Annotated in this window: 17 protein-coding genes; 7 read left to right on the forward strand and 10 right to left on the reverse strand. The window is 53.7% G+C overall.

Features of this window, described 5'->3' with window-relative positions; translation table 11 throughout:
* Positions 1-8: 8 nt before the first annotated feature.
* From LC431_RS05325 to LC431_RS05360, 8 genes are all read right to left on the reverse strand, one after another.
* Positions 9-335, reverse strand: a complete 327-nt coding sequence (locus LC431_RS05325) for a hypothetical protein (protein WP_013575189.1) — start codon at positions 333-335, stop codon at positions 9-11.
* Between the two features lie 41 nt (positions 336-376).
* Positions 377-940: a peptidylprolyl isomerase gene (locus LC431_RS05330; protein ID WP_013575188.1), complete on the reverse strand. Its 564-nt coding sequence runs from the start codon at positions 938-940 to the stop codon at positions 377-379.
* Between the two features lie 107 nt (positions 941-1,047).
* Positions 1,048-1,830 (reverse strand): alpha/beta fold hydrolase, encoded by a 783-nt coding sequence (locus LC431_RS05335; RefSeq protein ID WP_223509400.1) that lies wholly within the window; start codon positions 1,828-1,830, stop codon positions 1,048-1,050.
* Between the two features lie 448 nt (positions 1,831-2,278).
* Positions 2,279-3,250 (reverse strand): chemotaxis protein, encoded by a 972-nt coding sequence (locus LC431_RS05340; RefSeq protein ID WP_013575185.1) that lies wholly within the window; start codon positions 3,248-3,250, stop codon positions 2,279-2,281.
* Positions 3,251-3,442: 192 nt separating this feature from the next.
* On the reverse strand, positions 3,443-4,420 hold the full coding sequence (locus tag LC431_RS05345) for an oxidoreductase (RefSeq protein ID WP_013575184.1): 978 nt from the start codon (positions 4,418-4,420) through the stop codon (positions 3,443-3,445).
* A 105-nt stretch (positions 4,421-4,525) separates the two neighbouring features.
* Complete coding sequence (locus LC431_RS05350) at positions 4,526-5,194, reverse strand: TetR/AcrR family transcriptional regulator (RefSeq protein WP_223509402.1); 669 nt, start codon at positions 5,192-5,194, stop codon at positions 4,526-4,528.
* 170 nt (positions 5,195-5,364) lie between these two features.
* On the reverse strand, positions 5,365-6,702 hold the full coding sequence (locus tag LC431_RS05355; protein ID WP_223509403.1) for an LLM class flavin-dependent oxidoreductase: 1,338 nt from the start codon (positions 6,700-6,702) through the stop codon (positions 5,365-5,367).
* Positions 6,703-6,711: 9 nt separating this feature from the next.
* The gene (locus LC431_RS05360) at positions 6,712-7,698 is read right to left on the reverse strand and encodes an MsnO8 family LLM class oxidoreductase (protein WP_166860168.1); all 987 of its coding nucleotides are present in this window, start codon (positions 7,696-7,698) and stop codon (positions 6,712-6,714) included.
* 230 nt (positions 7,699-7,928) lie between these two features.
* On the opposite strand from LC431_RS05360, the gene LC431_RS05365 reads away from it, so the two are divergent.
* The 7 genes from LC431_RS05365 (at position 7,929) to LC431_RS05395 (ending at position 14,022) form a co-directional block, all read left to right on the forward strand.
* Positions 7,929-9,113: an amidohydrolase gene (locus LC431_RS05365; RefSeq protein WP_013575180.1), complete on the forward strand. Its 1,185-nt coding sequence runs from the start codon at positions 7,929-7,931 to the stop codon at positions 9,111-9,113.
* A 201-nt stretch (positions 9,114-9,314) separates the two neighbouring features.
* The gene (locus LC431_RS05370) at positions 9,315-10,247 is read left to right on the forward strand and encodes an ABC transporter substrate-binding protein (RefSeq protein WP_013575179.1); all 933 of its coding nucleotides are present in this window, start codon (positions 9,315-9,317) and stop codon (positions 10,245-10,247) included.
* Between the two features lie 15 nt (positions 10,248-10,262).
* A complete protein-coding gene (locus tag LC431_RS05375) occupies positions 10,263-10,778 on the forward strand; it encodes a GNAT family N-acetyltransferase (RefSeq protein ID WP_013575178.1) in 516 nt (171 codons plus the stop codon).
* 15 nt (positions 10,779-10,793) lie between these two features.
* Positions 10,794-11,708: an amino acid ABC transporter permease gene (locus LC431_RS05380; RefSeq protein WP_013575177.1), complete on the forward strand. Its 915-nt coding sequence runs from the start codon at positions 10,794-10,796 to the stop codon at positions 11,706-11,708.
* 15 nt (positions 11,709-11,723) lie between these two features.
* A complete protein-coding gene (locus LC431_RS05385) occupies positions 11,724-12,569 on the forward strand; it encodes an amino acid ABC transporter ATP-binding protein (RefSeq protein ID WP_013575176.1) in 846 nt (281 codons plus the stop codon).
* Positions 12,570-12,929: 360 nt separating this feature from the next.
* Positions 12,930-13,334, forward strand: coding sequence for a CidA/LrgA family protein (locus LC431_RS05390; protein ID WP_013575175.1), 405 nt, complete (start codon positions 12,930-12,932; stop codon positions 13,332-13,334).
* A complete protein-coding gene (locus LC431_RS05395; protein ID WP_013575174.1) occupies positions 13,327-14,022 on the forward strand; it encodes a CidB/LrgB family autolysis modulator in 696 nt (231 codons plus the stop codon). Before LC431_RS05390 ends, LC431_RS05395 begins: the two co-directional genes overlap by 8 nt.
* Positions 14,023-14,326: 304 nt before the next feature.
* On the opposite strand, the gene flgL is transcribed toward LC431_RS05395, so the two are convergent.
* Positions 14,327-15,289: a flagellar hook-associated protein FlgL gene (gene flgL, locus LC431_RS05400; protein ID WP_013575173.1), complete on the reverse strand. Its 963-nt coding sequence runs from the start codon at positions 15,287-15,289 to the stop codon at positions 14,327-14,329.
* 27 nt (positions 15,290-15,316) lie between these two features.
* Positions 15,317-16,969, reverse strand: a complete 1,653-nt coding sequence (gene flgK / locus LC431_RS05405) for a flagellar hook-associated protein FlgK (protein ID WP_037034827.1) — start codon at positions 16,967-16,969, stop codon at positions 15,317-15,319.
* Between the last annotated feature and the right edge of the window lie 80 nt (positions 16,970-17,049).

Here is a 17,049-nt window from a genome sequence, read left to right on the forward strand (position 1 = left end):
TCCGTTCCTTAGTTCTTTGCATAAATATTACCCGCTTCAAAAGAGAAACAGCGAATTCTCGCTATGACTCCTGTCTTCTCCTTAATTAATAAATCAACCTGATGCATGAATTCATCCAACACCGACAGGGTTCGGAAAACTTCCTGGCGTAGTCTTGCTTCGAAATAGACCGGTGTGCCAAAACCTATCTCTGCGGTGAGGTAGCTGATGTGAATATTATTTTCTTTCGCTTTCAGGATCTCTATGGCGAGACGGGCTAAAGCCGTTGAAAATTCCGCAAAGGCCTCTGCATCTAACCGGTGGCTTGCAGCGGTATAGAGAGTAATACTGGGCATCTTCGACTCCTTCGAATGGATATTTACGCCGCCAGGTTATTTTATACGGCTCTGACAGACACTAATCGCATGCTTTTTATGACATCGGGATTTACCACCGTGCCAATGTCCGAAGCCCCCCGGCGGAGTTGGTCAATTAACTCGATGCCACTCGTTACTTTCCCAAAAGCAGTGTAATTCTGGTCTAAAAAACCTGCCCTCGCGGAGGTGATGAAAAACTGATGACGGGCGCTGTGCGGATGCCGTGATCTGGCCATGCCGACGGTACCGCGTTCAAAAGGCAATCGGTTAAACTCTGCGGCCAGCGCCGGTAATTTCGTGTAATCCAGCCCTGTATCTTTTATCGGGTCACCCGTTTGTGCCATAAAGCCTTCTATGACCCGGTTAAACGGCATGCCATCATAAAATTTGGCCTGTACCAGCGATTTTATGCGTTCAACATGCCCGGGGGCCAAATCGGGAAATAAGCGGATGCTCACGGTTCCACTCTCCAGTTGCATCTCGATAATATCTCTCTGAGCCATTACCCCTTTGAAGGCAGCCGGAAGCATTGCAACACCCGCGCACAAGCCCAGGCTTCCACCAATAAATAACCGACGATTCATAGAATTTACTCCGTTCGCGCATCAGACTTTTCATCGTCTGCCATGCCAGATTTGCTCATTAACAGCGCCCGTACGTCCTTACAGGCGCTGACTGCCTGCGCTGATTGTTAATGCGTATTCTTGTTATCAATGAACGAGATGATTTCATCAGTGAGCGCTTCGGGTTGCTCATAATTCGGTAAATGGGCGGCGCCGGGTAGGGTATGCAATTGGGCATTGCGCTTATCGGCCAGACGTTGCGCGTAGTCCGGAGGCGTAAGTTGATCCTCACTTCCTCTGACCACCACAGCCCTTACCCCCGGAATATTCATATCGGTCAGATCGGTGTCGGCGATGGCATAAGAGCAACCCGCGAAGGCTTCAACCGAAGTGCGGCGCAACATCTGTTTCATACCATCCGCATAGGGCGAGTCGATAAATTTCGGTGTGACCCATTTGCTCAGAATCCCCATTTCGAGATGCTCAACACCGTGGTGAAATACATCTTCAGCCCGGGCGCGCCAGAGCGAAGGCGGAGCGGCATTCACCAGTGCAGTATCAACAATGATCATTCCCTGAACTCGTTTGGGGATCTTGAACCCAATCCATTGCGCTATTGTTCCGCCGATTGAGACCCCGGCAACATAGAACTCGTTAATGTGAAGATGATCCAACGCCGCCACCACATCGTCGGCCAAATCTGACATTGAAAACTGCAGGGAATCGACTGCGCTTAATCCATGCCCACGGATGTCCAGGCGAATAACACGATAACGTTCACTCAGACGCGGCATTTGCAAATCCCAAAGGTGCAAATCCGTCCCCAAAGAATGAAGAAGTACCAATGTCGTTGCATTTTCAGAACCTTGCACATCGACGTGCTGAGTTAATTTAAGTGGCCGGATAAACATTTAATACTCCATATTCTTTTTGCTTCTGTTTCGTCGGCTCTCCGTCACGCATTACCTGATCCGACGTCTCGTCCTGCTTATAGAACCATGAATTCTGCTACGCCATAGTCGCAACGTATTCATAACGACATGCTGATATTATTTTTTCAGTTTCATACAAATAAATTTTTTCGTTATGAGGGTCAGCCTTAAATACGTTGTTAACGCTGTTATTATTAGAACAATTCTTATCGTCGCTCTAATGGATAATTTCGATATCACTATCGAAATTGTAGATACGGGGCAGATCTTAATAGGGGAAAACGTGGCGAAGGAACAGACTGACCGGGGAAATGCTGCGCAGCAGGAATTGCAGGCAATAATTTTTCTGCACGTTGTTCGGTATGCCGCTGATAATAAAAAGCCCGCACAAGAGAACGGGCCTTTTATACATCAGTGTTTGATGAAATTACACATGGGCGATTTTCTTCGCATCCAGCGCTTTATGAATAGCCGCTTCCAGTTCGTTGATTTCAAACTTCGCCACGTAACCGTCTGCGCCCACTTTACGCACGTGATCTTCGTTGGCGCTGCCGGATAATGAAGAGTGAATGATCACCGGAATATTTTTCAGGAATTCATCACGCTTGATATTGAGTGTCAGCGTAAAGCCATCCATTTCCGGCATTTCCAGATCAGTTAAGACAAAGGAGATTTTATCGGAAATAGGCAGCCCCTGAGCTTTGCATTCTTCGGCCATTTTGCGGATTTTATTCCAGGCTTCCAGACCGGTGACATGCATCTGCGCCGGAATCTCCATCATGTTCAGGCCTTTTTCCAGCATCTGACGGGCAACTTTAGAGTCTTCGGCGACAATCGCCACCGTACCCGGCTTGAGTTTAAACGCGCTGGTTTTCTTCTTATCCATGTTGATATTGCTGTTGGGAATAATGTCATGGAGAATTTGTTCGACGTCGAGCACCAGCGCCAGACGGTTACTGGATTTATCGCTGTCCAGACGCGCAATACTGGTGATGTTGCGGCTCTTCACACCGGCTTCGGCGGCCAGCACCTGACTCCATTCAAGACGCACAATGTCGTCTACGGATTCCACTGCAAACGCCTGGGTGCTGCGCGCATATTCGGTGACCAGCAAAATGTTCAGGCCGGTTTTTGGTACGCATCCCACCACGGCAGGCAGGTCGATGACCGGAATAATTTCGCCACGGATGTTCGCCATGCCCATCATCGGCGAGACCATTCCGGCGGCTTTGGTCAGCGTTGGCATCGGCACGATTTCGCGCAATTTAAAAACGTTGATACCAAAAAGTTCAGATTGCTCATCATCCGGAGAGGTCCCCAGACGGAACAGCAAAAGCTCAAACCGGTTTGATGAAGTGAGATTGGTTCTCTCATCAATTTCTTTCTGAAAATTATCCATACTTTCCCCATGCCTGTTGTTATTCGTTTTTGACTATGTTTGCGCTGTACGTCATTCGGAAAATAAGGAATTCCATTCTCTTTTTTCTCAGAGGGACATTCTTTATATCGGCCGCTCAGGAGGAATTCTTTATAGCGGGGAGAAAATTGAAGGGAAAGCACCCGGTATCACGGAAATACCGGGCAAAAAGGGTCAGCCGCCGATTTTTACCAGCGTCCGTCCCTGAATTTTATTGTTCAGGAAATCGGCTGCGACAGCCGGAGCTTGTTCCAGGGTAATTTCCGTCGCGGCCTGCTGATAAAAATCATCCGGCAGTGTATTCAGTAAACGCTCCCAGACGGCAGCACGGCGTTCAGCGGGAACCGAAACCGAATCCACCCCCTGCAAACGGACGTTGCGCAGAATAAACGGCATCACGGTCGTCGGCAGGTTAAAGCCCCCGGCCAGACCGCAGGCCGCCACGCAACCGCCGTAGTTGGTTTGCGCCAGCAGTTTAGCCAGCACTTTGTCGCCGACGGTATCGACCGCACCGGCCCAGACTTGTTTTTCCAGCGGACGGGTCTCTGCAAAATCATCGCGGGAGAGAATTTCGCTGGCACCCAGTTTACGCAGATAATCATGCGTAGATTCACGACCCGTCACCGCAGCCACGGTGTAACCGAGGGTATGCAACAAGGCCACCGCCGTACTACCCACGCCGCCGCTGGCACCCGTCACGACCACGGTGCCGCTTTCGGGTGTCACGCCCGCCTCTTCCAGCGCCATGACGCACAGCATGGCAGTGAAACCGGCGGTGCCGATAATCATGGCATTGCGCGCAGCCAGACCTTCCGGCAGCGCGACCAGCCAGTCACCTTTGACGCAAGCCTGCTCCGCCAGACCGCCCCAGTGCGTTTCGCCGACGCCCCAGCCGGTGAGAATGACGGATTGCCCGACGGAGAAACGCGGGTCGTTGCTGCGGCTGACATGGCCCGCAAAATCAATGCCCGGCACCATCGGAAACTGACGAATGATTTTGCCTTTCCCGGTGATGGCCAGTGCATCTTTGTAATTCAGCCCTGACCAGCTGATATCAACCAGTACGTCGCCTGCCGCCATGTCCGGCAGCGCAATCTCTTTCACTTCGGCCAGCGTGGCCTTGTCTTGTTGTTCCAGAACCAATGCTTTCATTTTTTTCCCTTTATGATTTCAGGAGATTAAAGTTTTTGTCATGAGATATGCGATGACTCACGTAATGATTGCAGGTGCTATTTTTTGAATTTATGGCCGACGAGTTTATGAATGAACAGGTGACTGCAGCGTATGACGGAAATACGCCCAGAACTGATCCAGCGGTTCGGCCGAGCGGTACAGTTTTGCGCGCATCACCGCGCCTTCCCAGCCAGACCAGAAAATCTGCGCCAGTTGCGCAGGCGGCATGTCTGATGCGATATCTCCGGCCTGCCGGGCTTCTTCCAGACAGGTGGCAACACGGCCTTCCCATTCGCCCAAAATCGATTTGAGTTTCTGCGAAAAATCTTCCGGCAACAGCGGGGATTCCTGCAATAAATTGCCGACCAGACAGCCGCGTCTGAAATCAAACTTTGCCATTCCCTCACCGGCATGGGTCACAAACGCACCGATGCGTTGCAGCGGTGACACCTCAGCCCTGAGCAGAAACTTGTCGAGTTTGTGGGCGAAAAATGATCCGTAAGCCGTCAGAACGGCCATGCCGAAATCCTGCTTACTTTTGAAATAGTGATAAAACGATCCTTTCGGCACCGCGATGTTTTTAATCACCGCGTCGATGCCTGCCGACAGGTAGCCCGTTTCGGTGATCACTTCAAGCCCCGAACGGATCAGCGCTTCACGCGTATCATCAAACTCGCGTGCCGTTCTCGGCGGACGCCCGCGGCGCGGTTTGACTGGCACGTCAGGTTCAGTAGAAAGCTCAGCACTCATCATTTAGACCGATCGTTTTTTAATTGCAGAAAGCCTACGCCCAATTTTTTAGGCGGGCAAGTCCGTGAATGTTTTTACAGGGTAAAAAGTCCCGGACCTAAAAAACCTGCAAAGCAAAAAGCCCGCCCGGAGTTACCGGAGCGGGCCTGTGATACAGCATGAGTATGTTGTAACTATTTTTCGTTCACTGTCTCGCGGCGGGTTTCCTGCACGCTGTAACGGTTGGTTTTGAACGGAATATTCAGGCGCTCACGCAACGTCGTTACCTGCGAGGGATGCCAGTAGCCACGGGCTTCCAGCACCGGTAACACCAGCCGGGTAATGTCGTCCAGCGCTTCGGTCAGTACCGGTCCGCTGATGATGAATCCGCTGGCACCGCCCTCTTCCACCCAGCGGATCAACTGGTCGGCGACCTGCTCAGGCGTGCCGAAGAATTCGCCGCGCGGCAGCGTGGTCTGATACGCCACTTCACGCAGCGTCAGGTTTTCCTCCCGCGCCAGCTTCTTGATGCTGTCGGTGGTGGAGCGGAAAGTGTTTTGGCCTAAATCGCCCAGTTCAGGGAACGGGCCGTCCGGCGGATACTGGCTGAAATCATGGTGATCGAAGAATCGCCCGAGATAGGCCAGCGCATCGTCAAGTGACAACAGCGACAGAAGATACTGATATTTGGCCTCGGCTTCCTCTTCGGTTTTGCCGACAATCGGGCTGATGCCAGGGAAAATCCCCACCGGATGGCGGCCATTTTTGCTGACCTGTGCCTGTAATTTTACCGAATATTCCTGTGCTTCTTCCAGCGTCCGGGCGTTAGTGAAAACGGCATCGGCAGATTTACCTGCCAGCGCGATACCGGCATCCGACGCGCCAGCCTGGAAAATCACCGGCTGCCCTTGCGGTGAACGCTGGATATTCAGCGGCCCTTCGACCGAGAAAAACTGTCCCTGATGATTCAGTTTATGCAGCTTCGCCGCGTCGAAGAACACACCACTTTCGCGGTCACGCACAAACGCGCCGTCTTCCCACGAATCCCACAGTCCCTGCACCACGCTGATGTATTCTTCGGCAATCTGATAGCGCAGCGCATGTTCAGGATGGTCTTTGCCGAAGTTTTTCGCCGAACCGGCCAGCGGCGAAGTCACCACGTTCCAGCCCGCCCGTCCCTGACTGATGTTATCTATTGACGCCAGCTGACGTGCGACGGTAAAGGGATCGCTGTAGGAAGTGGAAATAGTGCCTGCCAGCCCGATGCTGTGGGTAGCCGAAGCCAGCGCAGACAGCAACGCGACAGGTTCGAAACGGTTGAGGAAATGCGGCAGTGATTTTTCGTTGATGTGTAATCCGTCGGCCACAAACAGGAAATCAAAACCAGCCGCTTCGGCGCGCAAGGCTAAATCACGGAAATAGGGGAAATTGACACTGGCATCCGCAGGCGCTTTTTCGTGACGCCACGAATTCATGTGGCCGCCGGCACCGTGCAACATCAGACCCAGCTTGATACTTTTTGAATGGCTCATGAAATCTCCTTAAAGCTGGCCAGCCAGCAATTCGATGGACTTCAGCCGCACACCGGCTTCAGTCAGTGGAGTGTGAATAACAAATTCGTTCACGCACAGGCGGCGCTGAATATCGCGCAGTTGCTCGTGGATATCGCCCGGCGTGCCGTGCAGCACGCTGATTTGCTGCTGTTCGATCTGGTATTGCGTCGCACCTGACTGCCGCACAAAGGCTTCAGCCTGTTCGCGGGAACCCACCGTAACGTGCCGGTCGCCCAGCGTGACGCGAAAATTATGCTGGCCGGTCACCAGTTCAGCGGCCTGCTCGCGGGTTTGTGCCGCCAGGGCCGCCAGACTGACCAGCGCCTGCCCTTGTCCGGCGGAATATTCGTGGAAGGCCAGCACCGATTCGGTCATCACTTGCGCTGAAGCATTGATAAAACCGGCGAAGACAAAGTTCCAGCCCAGTGACGCGGCCAGACGCGCGCTTTCTTTGCTGGCACCGAGTAAAAATCGCTGCGGTGCCACCGGCGGACGCGGCAACGCACGGGCTTCTGTGCCCGCCAGATGGTCATCCAGATGCGTGAGATAATGTGTCAGTTGCTGTAACTGCGCCGGGAAACCAGGCGATGATTCGGCCGGTGCGTGGGCACGCAGCGCTTTGGTTGACAGGGGTAAACCACCGGGCGCTTTGCCGATGCCGATATCCACGCGATCCGGCGCCAGTGATGACAACAGATGGAAATTCTCTGCCACTTTAAACGGGCTGTAATGTTGCAGCATCACACCGCCGGAGCCGATCCGCAGCCGGGAAGTGCGCGCCAGCAGCCAGGCGATCAACACTTCCGGCGAGCTACCGGCCAGCTTTTCAGTATCGTGATGTTCTGACACCCATAAACGGTGATAGCCCAGTTTTTCTGCTGCCAGCGCAAAAGTCAGCGTGGCGTCTAGCGCCTGCGCAGCGGTCTGCCCGTCATTGATCGGGCTTTGATCTAATAAACTCAGTCGGTAATTCACCTGCGCATCCCTTTTTATCCGTTGTGATAAAAAGAGTTCCACGAAATAAGTTCAAAGCTAAATAATAAAAACACGTTTCTATAGTCAGTATTTTGCTATGCAGGCCACTGTGCAAAACGACTATAAATTATAGCGACTGAGTATTTAGTGATTGGCTTCTGTCTGACTAGCATGAAATGAAGCGCTACATTTGGGTAACAATCATTTTCAGACAATAAGGTTATTTCGCCATGAGCATTTCACTTGCCGAAGAAACGAATAGCATTGCCCCCCGACATGAGACAGGACTGGAAGAACAACTCATCGCTTATCGCCGTGAATTACATCAGCATCCTGAATTATCCAATCAGGAATTTGTGACCACGCAAAAGATTACCCAATGGCTGAATGCTGCCGGGATCCGCATTTTATCGCTCGGGCTGAAAACCGGCGTGGTGGCTGAAATTGGCCCGGAACACGGCCCGGTTGTTGCCCTGCGCGGTGACATCGATGCCCTGCCGATTGAAGAAGCCTCCGGTGTGCCGTTCAGTTCGCAACAACCCGGCGTGATGCACGCCTGCGGCCACGATTTTCATACCTCTGTTATTCTCGGCGCGGCCCATCTGCTTAAAGCAAGGGAAGACCAGCTACCGGGCCGCGTACGGTTGTTTTTCCAGCCTGCTGAAGAACGGTTTGGCGGTGCGTCGCAACTGATTAAAGCCGGTGCACTGGAAAACGTTGATGCGATTTTCGGCCTGCATAATGCGCCAGAACTGCCGGTCGGCACCTTTGAGACAAAAGGCGGCGCATTTTATGCCAATGTGGACCGCTTCCAGATAACCGTGACCGGCAAAGGCGCGCACGCCGCACATCCGGAAGAAGGTACCGACAGCATTGTCACCGCCAGCCACATTGTGACCGCGCTGCAAACGGTAGTCAGCCGCAACGTCAGCGCTCAGGAGGCGGCGGTAGTCAGCGTCACCCGTATTGAAGGCGGCAACACCTGGAACGTATTACCCCAAACCGTGGAACTGGAAGGCACGGTGCGCACCTACAGCAACGGGATCCGCGAGCAAATCCCTCAGCGGATCCGCAAGGTGATTACCGGGGTGGCAGATGCGCTGGGGGCGAAGGCCGAACTGCACTGGTTTGGCGGGCCGCCAGCGGTGGTGAATACACCGCGCTGGGCAGACTTTGCCTTACAGGCCGCTGCGGAATTTGGCTATAACGCGCAAGTGGCGCAGGCACAAATGGGTGGAGAGGATTTTGCATTTTATCTGCATCATGTGCCGGGTGCGTTTGTCAGCATCGGCTCTGCCAGCGATTTCGGCTTGCATCATCCGCAATTTAATCCTGATGAGTCGGCTATTTACCCGGCGGCGAATTATTTCCAGCAACTGGCAGAAAAAGCGCTGAGTGAATTAACCGGAAAATAACCTTTTCATACCTGACTTTATTTCCTCACGCCCGGATATTCCGGGCATTTTTCGTGCAAAATTTCCGGCGCAATGTATTTCCACTTTCTCTCTTTGATTATTTAATTTTGTTGTTTTACATCCCTGTAACACTCGGGAATAGTGAAAGCGTCACCTCACGGTCATCACCCCTTAAAATAAGAATGCAGGGTAAAAATAATAATGATGAAACATAGCGTAACCATCACAGCCACCGCCATCGCGGCAATATTAAGTTTTTCATCAGCGGCATACGCCGCGCCAGGTATTGATCTGATTGCCAATGAAACGCCGGTGAATACACCGAAAAGCCCGGAAGCCGTGGCAAAAATCCCGGCCAACTTTAAGTTTGTCGAACCGGGTACGCTGACCGTGGCGCTGGCTGTGCTCGGCAGCGCCCCACCCTTCGGGCTGTACGCCCGTGACAATAAAACCGTGATCGGCAGCGAGGCGGATATCGCCCGTCTGGTCGCCGACGGTTTAGGCCTGAAACTCAAAGTGGTTCCGGCTTCGTGGGAAGACTGGCCGCTGGGCGTGACGTCGGGGAAATACGATGCGGCCATCTACAACATTACCGTCACCAAAGACCGCAAAACCAAGTTTGATTTCGCCACCTATCGTCAGGACACGCTGGGCTTTTACGTGAAAAGCGACAGCAAAATCACATCCATTACTTCTGCACCGGATATCGCCGGTAAACGCATTATTGTCGGCTCCGGCACCAATCAGGAAGCCGTGTTGCTGGCGTGGGACAAAGAGAATCAGGCCAAAGGATTACCGGCGCTGAAACCGCAATATGTCACCGATGACGCTGCCGCGACGCTGGCTATCCAGTCCGGTCGCGCCGATGCCACGTTCGGCCCGAACGTCACCGGCGCGTATAAAGCGTTGCTGACCGGCAAAACCAAACTGGTCGGCACGGTGCCGGGCGGCTGGCCGAAAACCGCCAATATCGCTGTGACGCTGAAAAAAGGGAATGGCCTGGTGGATGCCGTGCAGGCGTCGCTGAACAGCGCCATTGCCAGCGGGGCTTATATCAAAGTGCTGGACCGCTGGGGCGAAAGCGTCGAGAAAATCGATCACTCTGAAATTAACCCGCCGGGGCTGGGCGACTGATCAGGAGCAGAAACGATGAGCGAAGATATTTTCATTCAGACCGTGCCGGAAGACCCGCTGATTGCGCCGGTCATCGAAGGATTATTCGGTGAATACCGCGACCGTTACGGCGATTTCTTCTCGAGCCAGCCGCCGGAAGATGACAGCGTGTTTTCCGCGCCCGATGGCACCTTCATTGTTCTGCTGAGAAACGGCGCGCCCATTGCAATGGGCGCGTACAAACGCTACGACGAGCAGACTGCCGAACTCAAACGCATCTGGACTCACCGCGCGCTGCGCCGTCAGGGACTGGCACAAAAAATCCTGCATGAACTGGAACGTCGCGCAGCCGCGTACGGTTACCGGCGGGTATTTCTCACCACCGGATTCCGCCAGCCCGAAGCGGTCGGATTATATTTGTCCCACGGTTATCAGCCGCAATTCGACACCCGCCTCGATCCGGAGGTCTATTCCCGGCCACCGTATGACGGGCGCCTGCCGTTTACCAAAACGCTGAAAGCGGACGTGCCGGTCACGTCATCTGCAACGTAACAGAAAGAGAAAATGATGAGCGAAAATGCCCCTTCATCTGTGAATCATCCGCCGCTGAAAGTGGTGCCAGCGCGCTATCCGTGGCGTCTTGCCGGTGCGGTTTTTTCGGCGTTTATTCTGCTGGGCATCATCCAGTCGATTGCCACGAATTCCCGCTGGGAATGGGGCGTATTTCGTCAGTGGTTTTTTGATCCGGTGATCCTGTCCGGGCTTGGCAAAACCCTGTTGCTCACGCTGCTGGGCACCCTTTTTGGGGTGATTTTCGGCACGGCACTGGCCCTCGCCCGCCTGTCGAAATCCTATTTACTGAACGCACTGGCCTGGGGGTATATCTGGCTGTTCCGTTCCCTGCCGTTGTTGCTGGTGCTGATCATTCTCTACAACTTTTCCTATCTCTACGACAACCTTTCGCTCGGCATTCCGTTCACCACGATTTCCTTTTTCAGTACCCCGACGGTGGATTTGCTGGATCAGTTTTCCGTTGCCGTGCTCGGTCTGTCGCTGGTGCAGTCGGCCTATACCGCCGAGATCATTCGCGGCGGTATTTTAGGGGTAGAACACGGCCAGCATGAAGCTGCGGCCGCGCTGGGATTACCGGCCTACCGCCGGACCTTCCGCATCATTTTGCCGCAGGCGTTACGTTCAATTCTGCCGACCGGTTTTAACGAAGTGATCAGCCTGGCGAAAGGCACATCGATTGTTTACGTCCTGTCGATGCCGGAACTGTTTTACACCGTGCAGGTGATTTACAACCGCACACAGCAGGTGATCCCGCTGCTGATGGTCGCCACCATCTGGTATCTGCTGATCACCACCGTGCTGTCGGTTTTGCAGTATTACGTCGAACGCTATTTCTCCCGCGGCACCGTGCGTCAGGTCGCGCCGACACCCTTGCAGCGCCTGCGTCAGTGGCGCGTCGCCCGTTCTTAATAAAGGGAAAGCACTATGTCAGAAGCCTTTGATTTATTCGTTAACCGCCCGCAGGAAGCGCCTGTTGAGCAGCTGTTTCCACGCAAACCTCAGGCTGCTACCGTCGGGCGCATCGAAATCAATAATTTGAGCAAATACTACGGCGCGCACAAAGCGCTGGATAACGTGAGTCTGTGCATCGAACCGGGCACCGTGACCGTGATCCTCGGCCCGTCCGGCTCGGGGAAATCGACCCTGCTGCGCACGATTAACCATCTTGAGCGCGTCGACGAAGGTTTTATTCAGATTGACGGCGATTACATCGGCTACCGCCGCAAAGGCGATACGCTGTATGAACTGAAAGAGCGCGCCATCCTCAAACAACGCACACATGTCGGTTACGTTTTTCAGAATTTCAATTTATTCCCGCACATGACGGTGCTGGATAACATCATCGAAGCGCCGGTGGTTCACGGTCTGCTGAGCCGCAAAAACGCCATCGCCCGTGCCTATGAACTGCTCGACACGGTCGGTCTGCGCGAAAAAGCGCACGCATGGCCGCGTCATTTGTCCGGCGGACAGCAGCAGCGCATCGCCATCGCCCGTGCGCTGGCGCTGAATCCTAAAGTCATGCTGTTTGATGAACCGACGTCCGCCCTCGATCCCGAACTGGTTGGCGAAGTGCTGGATGTGATTAAGAAGCTGGCGCAGTCGGGCGTCACGCTGGTGGTCGTCACCCATGAAATCGGCTTCGCGCGCCAGGTGGCGGATCAGGTGGTGTTTATGGTGGATGGTCGCGTGGTTGAAAGCGGCGCTGCCGCACAGGTGCTGGAACGGCCGGTTCATGCCAGAACCCAGGCTTTTCTGGAGAAGGTGCTTTAAGACTGGCAAATTTAGTATTTCTTAAGACCGGGAATATTTCGGTTTCTTACGTGCAGTGCTCATTTGACGCACTGCGCCGAAACCGCCCGGGAGGGAGAAGTGCTTTCTCCCTCCCGGATCTCCCTTCGCTTTTTCAACCAGCGCTCCGCTCGCTGGCTATGTTTCAGGTATCACCGCGACAGGCTGGAACCTCTCATTCAGCAAGCTTTCTGAATCGCCCGCAACCCACAATCCGTATTTTCCCCGTTTACCAAACGCCATTTTGGAATACACTTCATTCCTAAATTTCATACTCCGTTTTGTGGCGCAGATCACATCTTAATTGTATGATGAATACATTATTCAACTGGGTGATACACCATGAGCACCGCAATCTCTCTGGTATTCCAATATGTTCGGGCGTTTATTCTGATTTATCTCTGTTTATTCGCCGGGAATGCGATTTCATCTCTTTTACCGCTCACCATTCCTGGCAGCATCATCGGCATGCTGATCCTGTTTGGTTTGCTTTCAACCCAAATTCTGCCGTTCAAATGGGTCAAACCGGGCTGTAATGTTCTGATTCGCTATATGGCGTTACTGTTCGTCCCTATCGGCGTCGGGGTCATGAATTATTACGAGCAACTGCGCACGCAGTTCGGGCCGCTGGTGGTGTCGTGTCTGGTCAGTACTCTGATTGTATTGCTGGTTGTCGCCTACTGTTCCCACTATATCCATGGCGAACGCGGTGCGGTGACGGATAAAGCGGAGGATAAAAATGATTGATATATTGTGGTCGCTGCCGCTGACGCTGGTGGTGTTTTTCGCCACCCGTAAGCTCGCTATTAAACTTAAAATGCCGCTGCTCAACCCGCTGCTGATGTCGATGGTGGTGATCATTCCGCTGTTGCTGGTCACCCATATCCCTTACGCACGCTATTTCGCGGGCAGCAAGATCCTCAATGATCTGCTGCAACCCGCCGTCGTGGCGCTGGCGTTTCCCTTGTACGAACAACTGCATCAGATCCGCGCCCGCTGGAAATCCATCATCAGTATCTGCTTTATCGGCAGCGTGGTGGCGATGGTGAGCGGCACCGCGATTGCATTATGGATGGGAGCAACGCCGCAAATTGCCGCATCGGTATTACCGAAATCCGTCACCACGCCGATTGCCATGGCCACCGCGCAGTCGATCAATGGTATTCCGGCCATCAGCGCCGTGTGCGTGATTTTCGTCGGCATCCTCGGCGCGGTCTTTGGTCATACGATTTTGAATGTTCTGAAGATCACCACCAAAGCCTCACGCGGGCTGGCGATGGGTACCGCATCACACGCACTGGGTACCGCCCGCTGTGCAGAAATGGATTATCAGGAAGGCGCATTCAGTTCACTGGCGCTGGTGATCTGCGGCATCATCACCTCCCTGCTCGCCCCGTTCCTGTTCCCCGTCCTTCTCGCCCTCTTCGGTCATTAACCTATAACGAGCACAGATTCCTCTAACGGGTTCGGATTGTATCAAGGCGGCAACTGAGCGAATCCCCGGGAGCTTACAATAAGTAAGTGACTGGGGTGAACGAAGGCAGCCAACGCAGAGACAATTTGAAGCAGGACGAGGAAAAAGTGTATGTCACTTAAACCTTAGAAAAAGTGACATACAAAGCTGAAAGTACCCGGTTTAAGTACAGTCAGAAAAGAATCTGCCGGTCTGCCGTAAAAGCAGACAGGCAGCGATAACGAAGAGATGGAGCCTGGCGCGTAAGCTTACGCGCCGGAGAGTATTACGAATTCATCTGGAACAGTGACATACCCTGCATGGCGCTGTAGGTCTTATAGGATGCCTGAAGCGCAACCTGCTGCAAGGTGTAGGTCGAAATTGCTGAGGTCCATTCGGTATCGACCAGATTACTGAGCTTGGTCGAGTTCGATACATCACGGTTGTCGCCCAGTGTATCGAGATTATCCAGTTCGGACATCTGCGTACCCAACTCTGAACGCACGGAAAGCACGTTGTTGAGTGAGTTACTCAGGCCACGGTTAGCTTTATCGATGGCATCGGTGTATTGCGTATCCGTGGTGTTATCCGCCGATGGCGTTCTCAGCGCAGTCAGCGCACCGTCGATGGTTTTGAATAAATCTGATTCGCTCGGAGAACCGTCCGGTTCGGCTTTCGCATCACCGGTTAAGGCATTAAAAATCTGGTTACCGGTATGGTTGATGGTCATGGTACGACTGGTATCAACCTGCTGAGTAATAGACGTCGTGCCCCCGGAATAGGTTACCGCACCCGTAGTAGCGTCCTGCGTATAAGGCGGAGTATCACTTTTGTAACCGGCGAAGATGAAGCGGCCGTTACCGTCGGTGCTGTTCGCCAGGTTCACCAGTTGCGATTTCAGGCTGTCCAGTTTGGTCGCCAGAGAAGAACGGTCGTCATCGCTTAAAGAACCGTCACCGGCCTGAACGATCAACGTCTGTGCATCCTGAATGGTCGAGGTCACGCTGCTTAAAATCGACTCTTCCTGACTCATACTCTGGTTAGCAAAGGTACGGGCCACGGAAAACTGGCTGTTCTCCGATTGCGCCTGCCGTACCAGCACCGCCTGCGACGCCGCCAGCGGGTCATCCGAAGGCTTGCTCACTTTGCTGCCGGTCGACAACTGTAAACCGGTCGCCTGGAAACGGTTCTGACCATCCAGTACCGCATTCATGTTTTGGTTGTAAATCATATTGGTACTAAGACGCATGGCATCAGTTCCTTATCAGTTCTGGGATCAGCGAATGTTGATGATCGCGTCGAATATCGTCGAAGCCGTCTGCACGACCTGCGCGTTCGCCAGATAATATTGCTGGTAACGTTGCAGATCGCCGTATTCTTCATCGAGGTTAACCCCGGAGATAGACTGCTGTTGAGCGGTGAGCTGCGTGACGATATTCGCCTGTGAGGTGCTGGTGGTGGTCAGCGTGGAAACCTGGTTACCCACGTTACTTACCATGCTGGCGTATGCGCCCGACAGGGTGGATTTACCTTCCACCAGTTTCGCGGTTTGCAGATTCAGCAGTTTCTGCGCGTTGGTGTTGTCACTCACGCCGCTGTCTGCCGCACCCGCTGCGGCGATCAATGAAGAATCACTGATAGCCAGATTCATGCTGCCCGCAACATTGCTGACCGTTTTGATGGTGATGCTGTCATTGGTATTCGGCGTGCCGGTGACGGAAACCGACAAGCCATCGAAATTCATCGTCGGATCACCGTTGCTGTCGGTGCCCGCCGTCGGGGTGATTTTTGCCCCGTCGGAAACGCGGGTTACATCCCAGCTGGTGCCGTTGTAAGCCATGGTGTAATCGCTGGCTTTCACCGCTGCCGTGTCGGTATATGCCACGCTCAGTTGGGCGCTGCCGGTATTTTTGGTGTTGCTGACCGTGGTCGCGCCGGTGAAGGAGAAGAAGTCCGTCCCCGCGTCACCGTTGAGGTCAAAACCGGCTTTGTTGGTGGTGTTGAAGCTGTCAGACAGCGCCAGCGCCAGTTGCCCGAGCTGGTTAATGGCCGGTTCCAGGTTGTCTTTACGGAAAGTCAGCGTGCCGCCGAGCGAACCGGTGGTCAGACGGCTTTCCTGAATTTCTGAAACCGAACCGTCCGGTTGGGTCATGCCGACCGTCAGTTTGGAAGGATCGGCACTGGACGGCATCGCAACCACCGTTTTGGCGTTGCCGCCGCTCACCAGCGGCGTGCCGTTGGCGAATGAAATATTATAAGTATCGCCGTCCTGCTGGGTCACGACCACACCGGTGACGTTGTTCAGCTGACTGACCAGTTGGTCACGCTGATCGAGCAAGGCGTTAGGTTCCTGTCCGGTGCTGCCACGCGTCGCGGTGATCTGACTGTTTAGTTTGGCAATCTGCGACGCATAGGTGTTGATCTGGTCAACATTCTGCGTGACTTGCTGGTTAACGGCGGTATTCATGTCGTTCAGGTATTTGGCTGAACTGTTGAACTGCGCGGTTAAACCCTGTGCCTCACCCAGCACTGCCTGACGAGCCGCACTGTCGCTGGCATTGCTGGTCAGCGTTTGCAGGCCTTTAAAGAAGGTCGACATGGTGGCATCGATACCTGTGGAACTGTCGCCGAGCAGGTCATCGATAGAGCTGGCCTGATCAAGCTGCGTTGACAGCGCGCTGCCGGTTGCGCTGGCACCCAGAAGCTGCTTCACCACGAAAGAGTTGTACTCACGATTCACACCGGTCACCGTCACACCGTTGCCGATATAACCGGCAGGAGTAGAGATGCCATTACTTTGCGTAATAATGGCGGTCTGGCGGTTATAACCGGCCACACTCACGTTAGCGATGTTGTTCCCGGTGGTACTGAGCGCCGCCTGCGCTGCGTTCAGTCCGCTCATTGCGGTATTAATTAAGCTACTGGACATGAGTGACCTTTTGGCTGCCGGTGACTTTTTACCACCGTGTAATTAAGGAAGCTGAGCCGGGGGTTTCCCCTTTTCCCATT

The sequence above is a fragment of the Rahnella sp. GSA61A genome, assembly GCF_019969905.1.
Taxonomy (GTDB): Bacteria; Pseudomonadota; Gammaproteobacteria; order Enterobacterales; family Enterobacteriaceae; genus Rahnella; species Rahnella aceris.

What these genes read in the sequence shown, in the direction of transcription:
- LC431_RS05325 (WP_013575189.1), bottom strand. Translation starts at nt 335, where the DNA reads ATGCCCAGTATTACTCTCTATACCGCTGCAAGCCACCGGTTAGATGCA.
- LC431_RS05330 (WP_013575188.1), bottom strand. Translation starts at nt 940, where the DNA reads ATGAATCGTCGGTTATTTATTGGTGGAAGCCTGGGCTTGTGCGCGGGT.
- LC431_RS05335 (WP_223509400.1), bottom strand. Translation starts at nt 1,830, where the DNA reads ATGTTTATCCGGCCACTTAAATTAACTCAGCACGTCGATGTGCAAGGT.
- LC431_RS05340 (WP_013575185.1), bottom strand. Translation starts at nt 3,250, where the DNA reads ATGGATAATTTTCAGAAAGAAATTGATGAGAGAACCAATCTCACTTCA.
- LC431_RS05345 (WP_013575184.1), bottom strand. Translation starts at nt 4,420, where the DNA reads ATGAAAGCATTGGTTCTGGAACAACAAGACAAGGCCACGCTGGCCGAA.
- LC431_RS05350 (WP_223509402.1), bottom strand. Translation starts at nt 5,194, where the DNA reads ATGATGAGTGCTGAGCTTTCTACTGAACCTGACGTGCCAGTCAAACCG.
- LC431_RS05355 (WP_223509403.1), bottom strand. Translation starts at nt 6,702, where the DNA reads ATGAGCCATTCAAAAAGTATCAAGCTGGGTCTGATGTTGCACGGTGCC.
- LC431_RS05365 (WP_013575180.1), top strand. Translation starts at nt 7,929, where the DNA reads ATGAGCATTTCACTTGCCGAAGAAACGAATAGCATTGCCCCCCGACAT.
- LC431_RS05370 (WP_013575179.1), top strand. Translation starts at nt 9,315, where the DNA reads ATGATGAAACATAGCGTAACCATCACAGCCACCGCCATCGCGGCAATA.
- LC431_RS05375 (WP_013575178.1), top strand. Translation starts at nt 10,263, where the DNA reads ATGAGCGAAGATATTTTCATTCAGACCGTGCCGGAAGACCCGCTGATT.
- LC431_RS05380 (WP_013575177.1), top strand. Translation starts at nt 10,794, where the DNA reads ATGAGCGAAAATGCCCCTTCATCTGTGAATCATCCGCCGCTGAAAGTG.
- LC431_RS05385 (WP_013575176.1), top strand. Translation starts at nt 11,724, where the DNA reads ATGTCAGAAGCCTTTGATTTATTCGTTAACCGCCCGCAGGAAGCGCCT.
- LC431_RS05390 (WP_013575175.1), top strand. Translation starts at nt 12,930, where the DNA reads ATGAGCACCGCAATCTCTCTGGTATTCCAATATGTTCGGGCGTTTATT.
- LC431_RS05395 (WP_013575174.1), top strand. Translation starts at nt 13,327, where the DNA reads ATGATTGATATATTGTGGTCGCTGCCGCTGACGCTGGTGGTGTTTTTC.
- flgL (WP_013575173.1), bottom strand. Translation starts at nt 15,289, where the DNA reads ATGCGTCTTAGTACCAATATGATTTACAACCAAAACATGAATGCGGTA.
- flgK (WP_037034827.1), bottom strand. Translation starts at nt 16,969, where the DNA reads ATGTCCAGTAGCTTAATTAATACCGCAATGAGCGGACTGAACGCAGCG.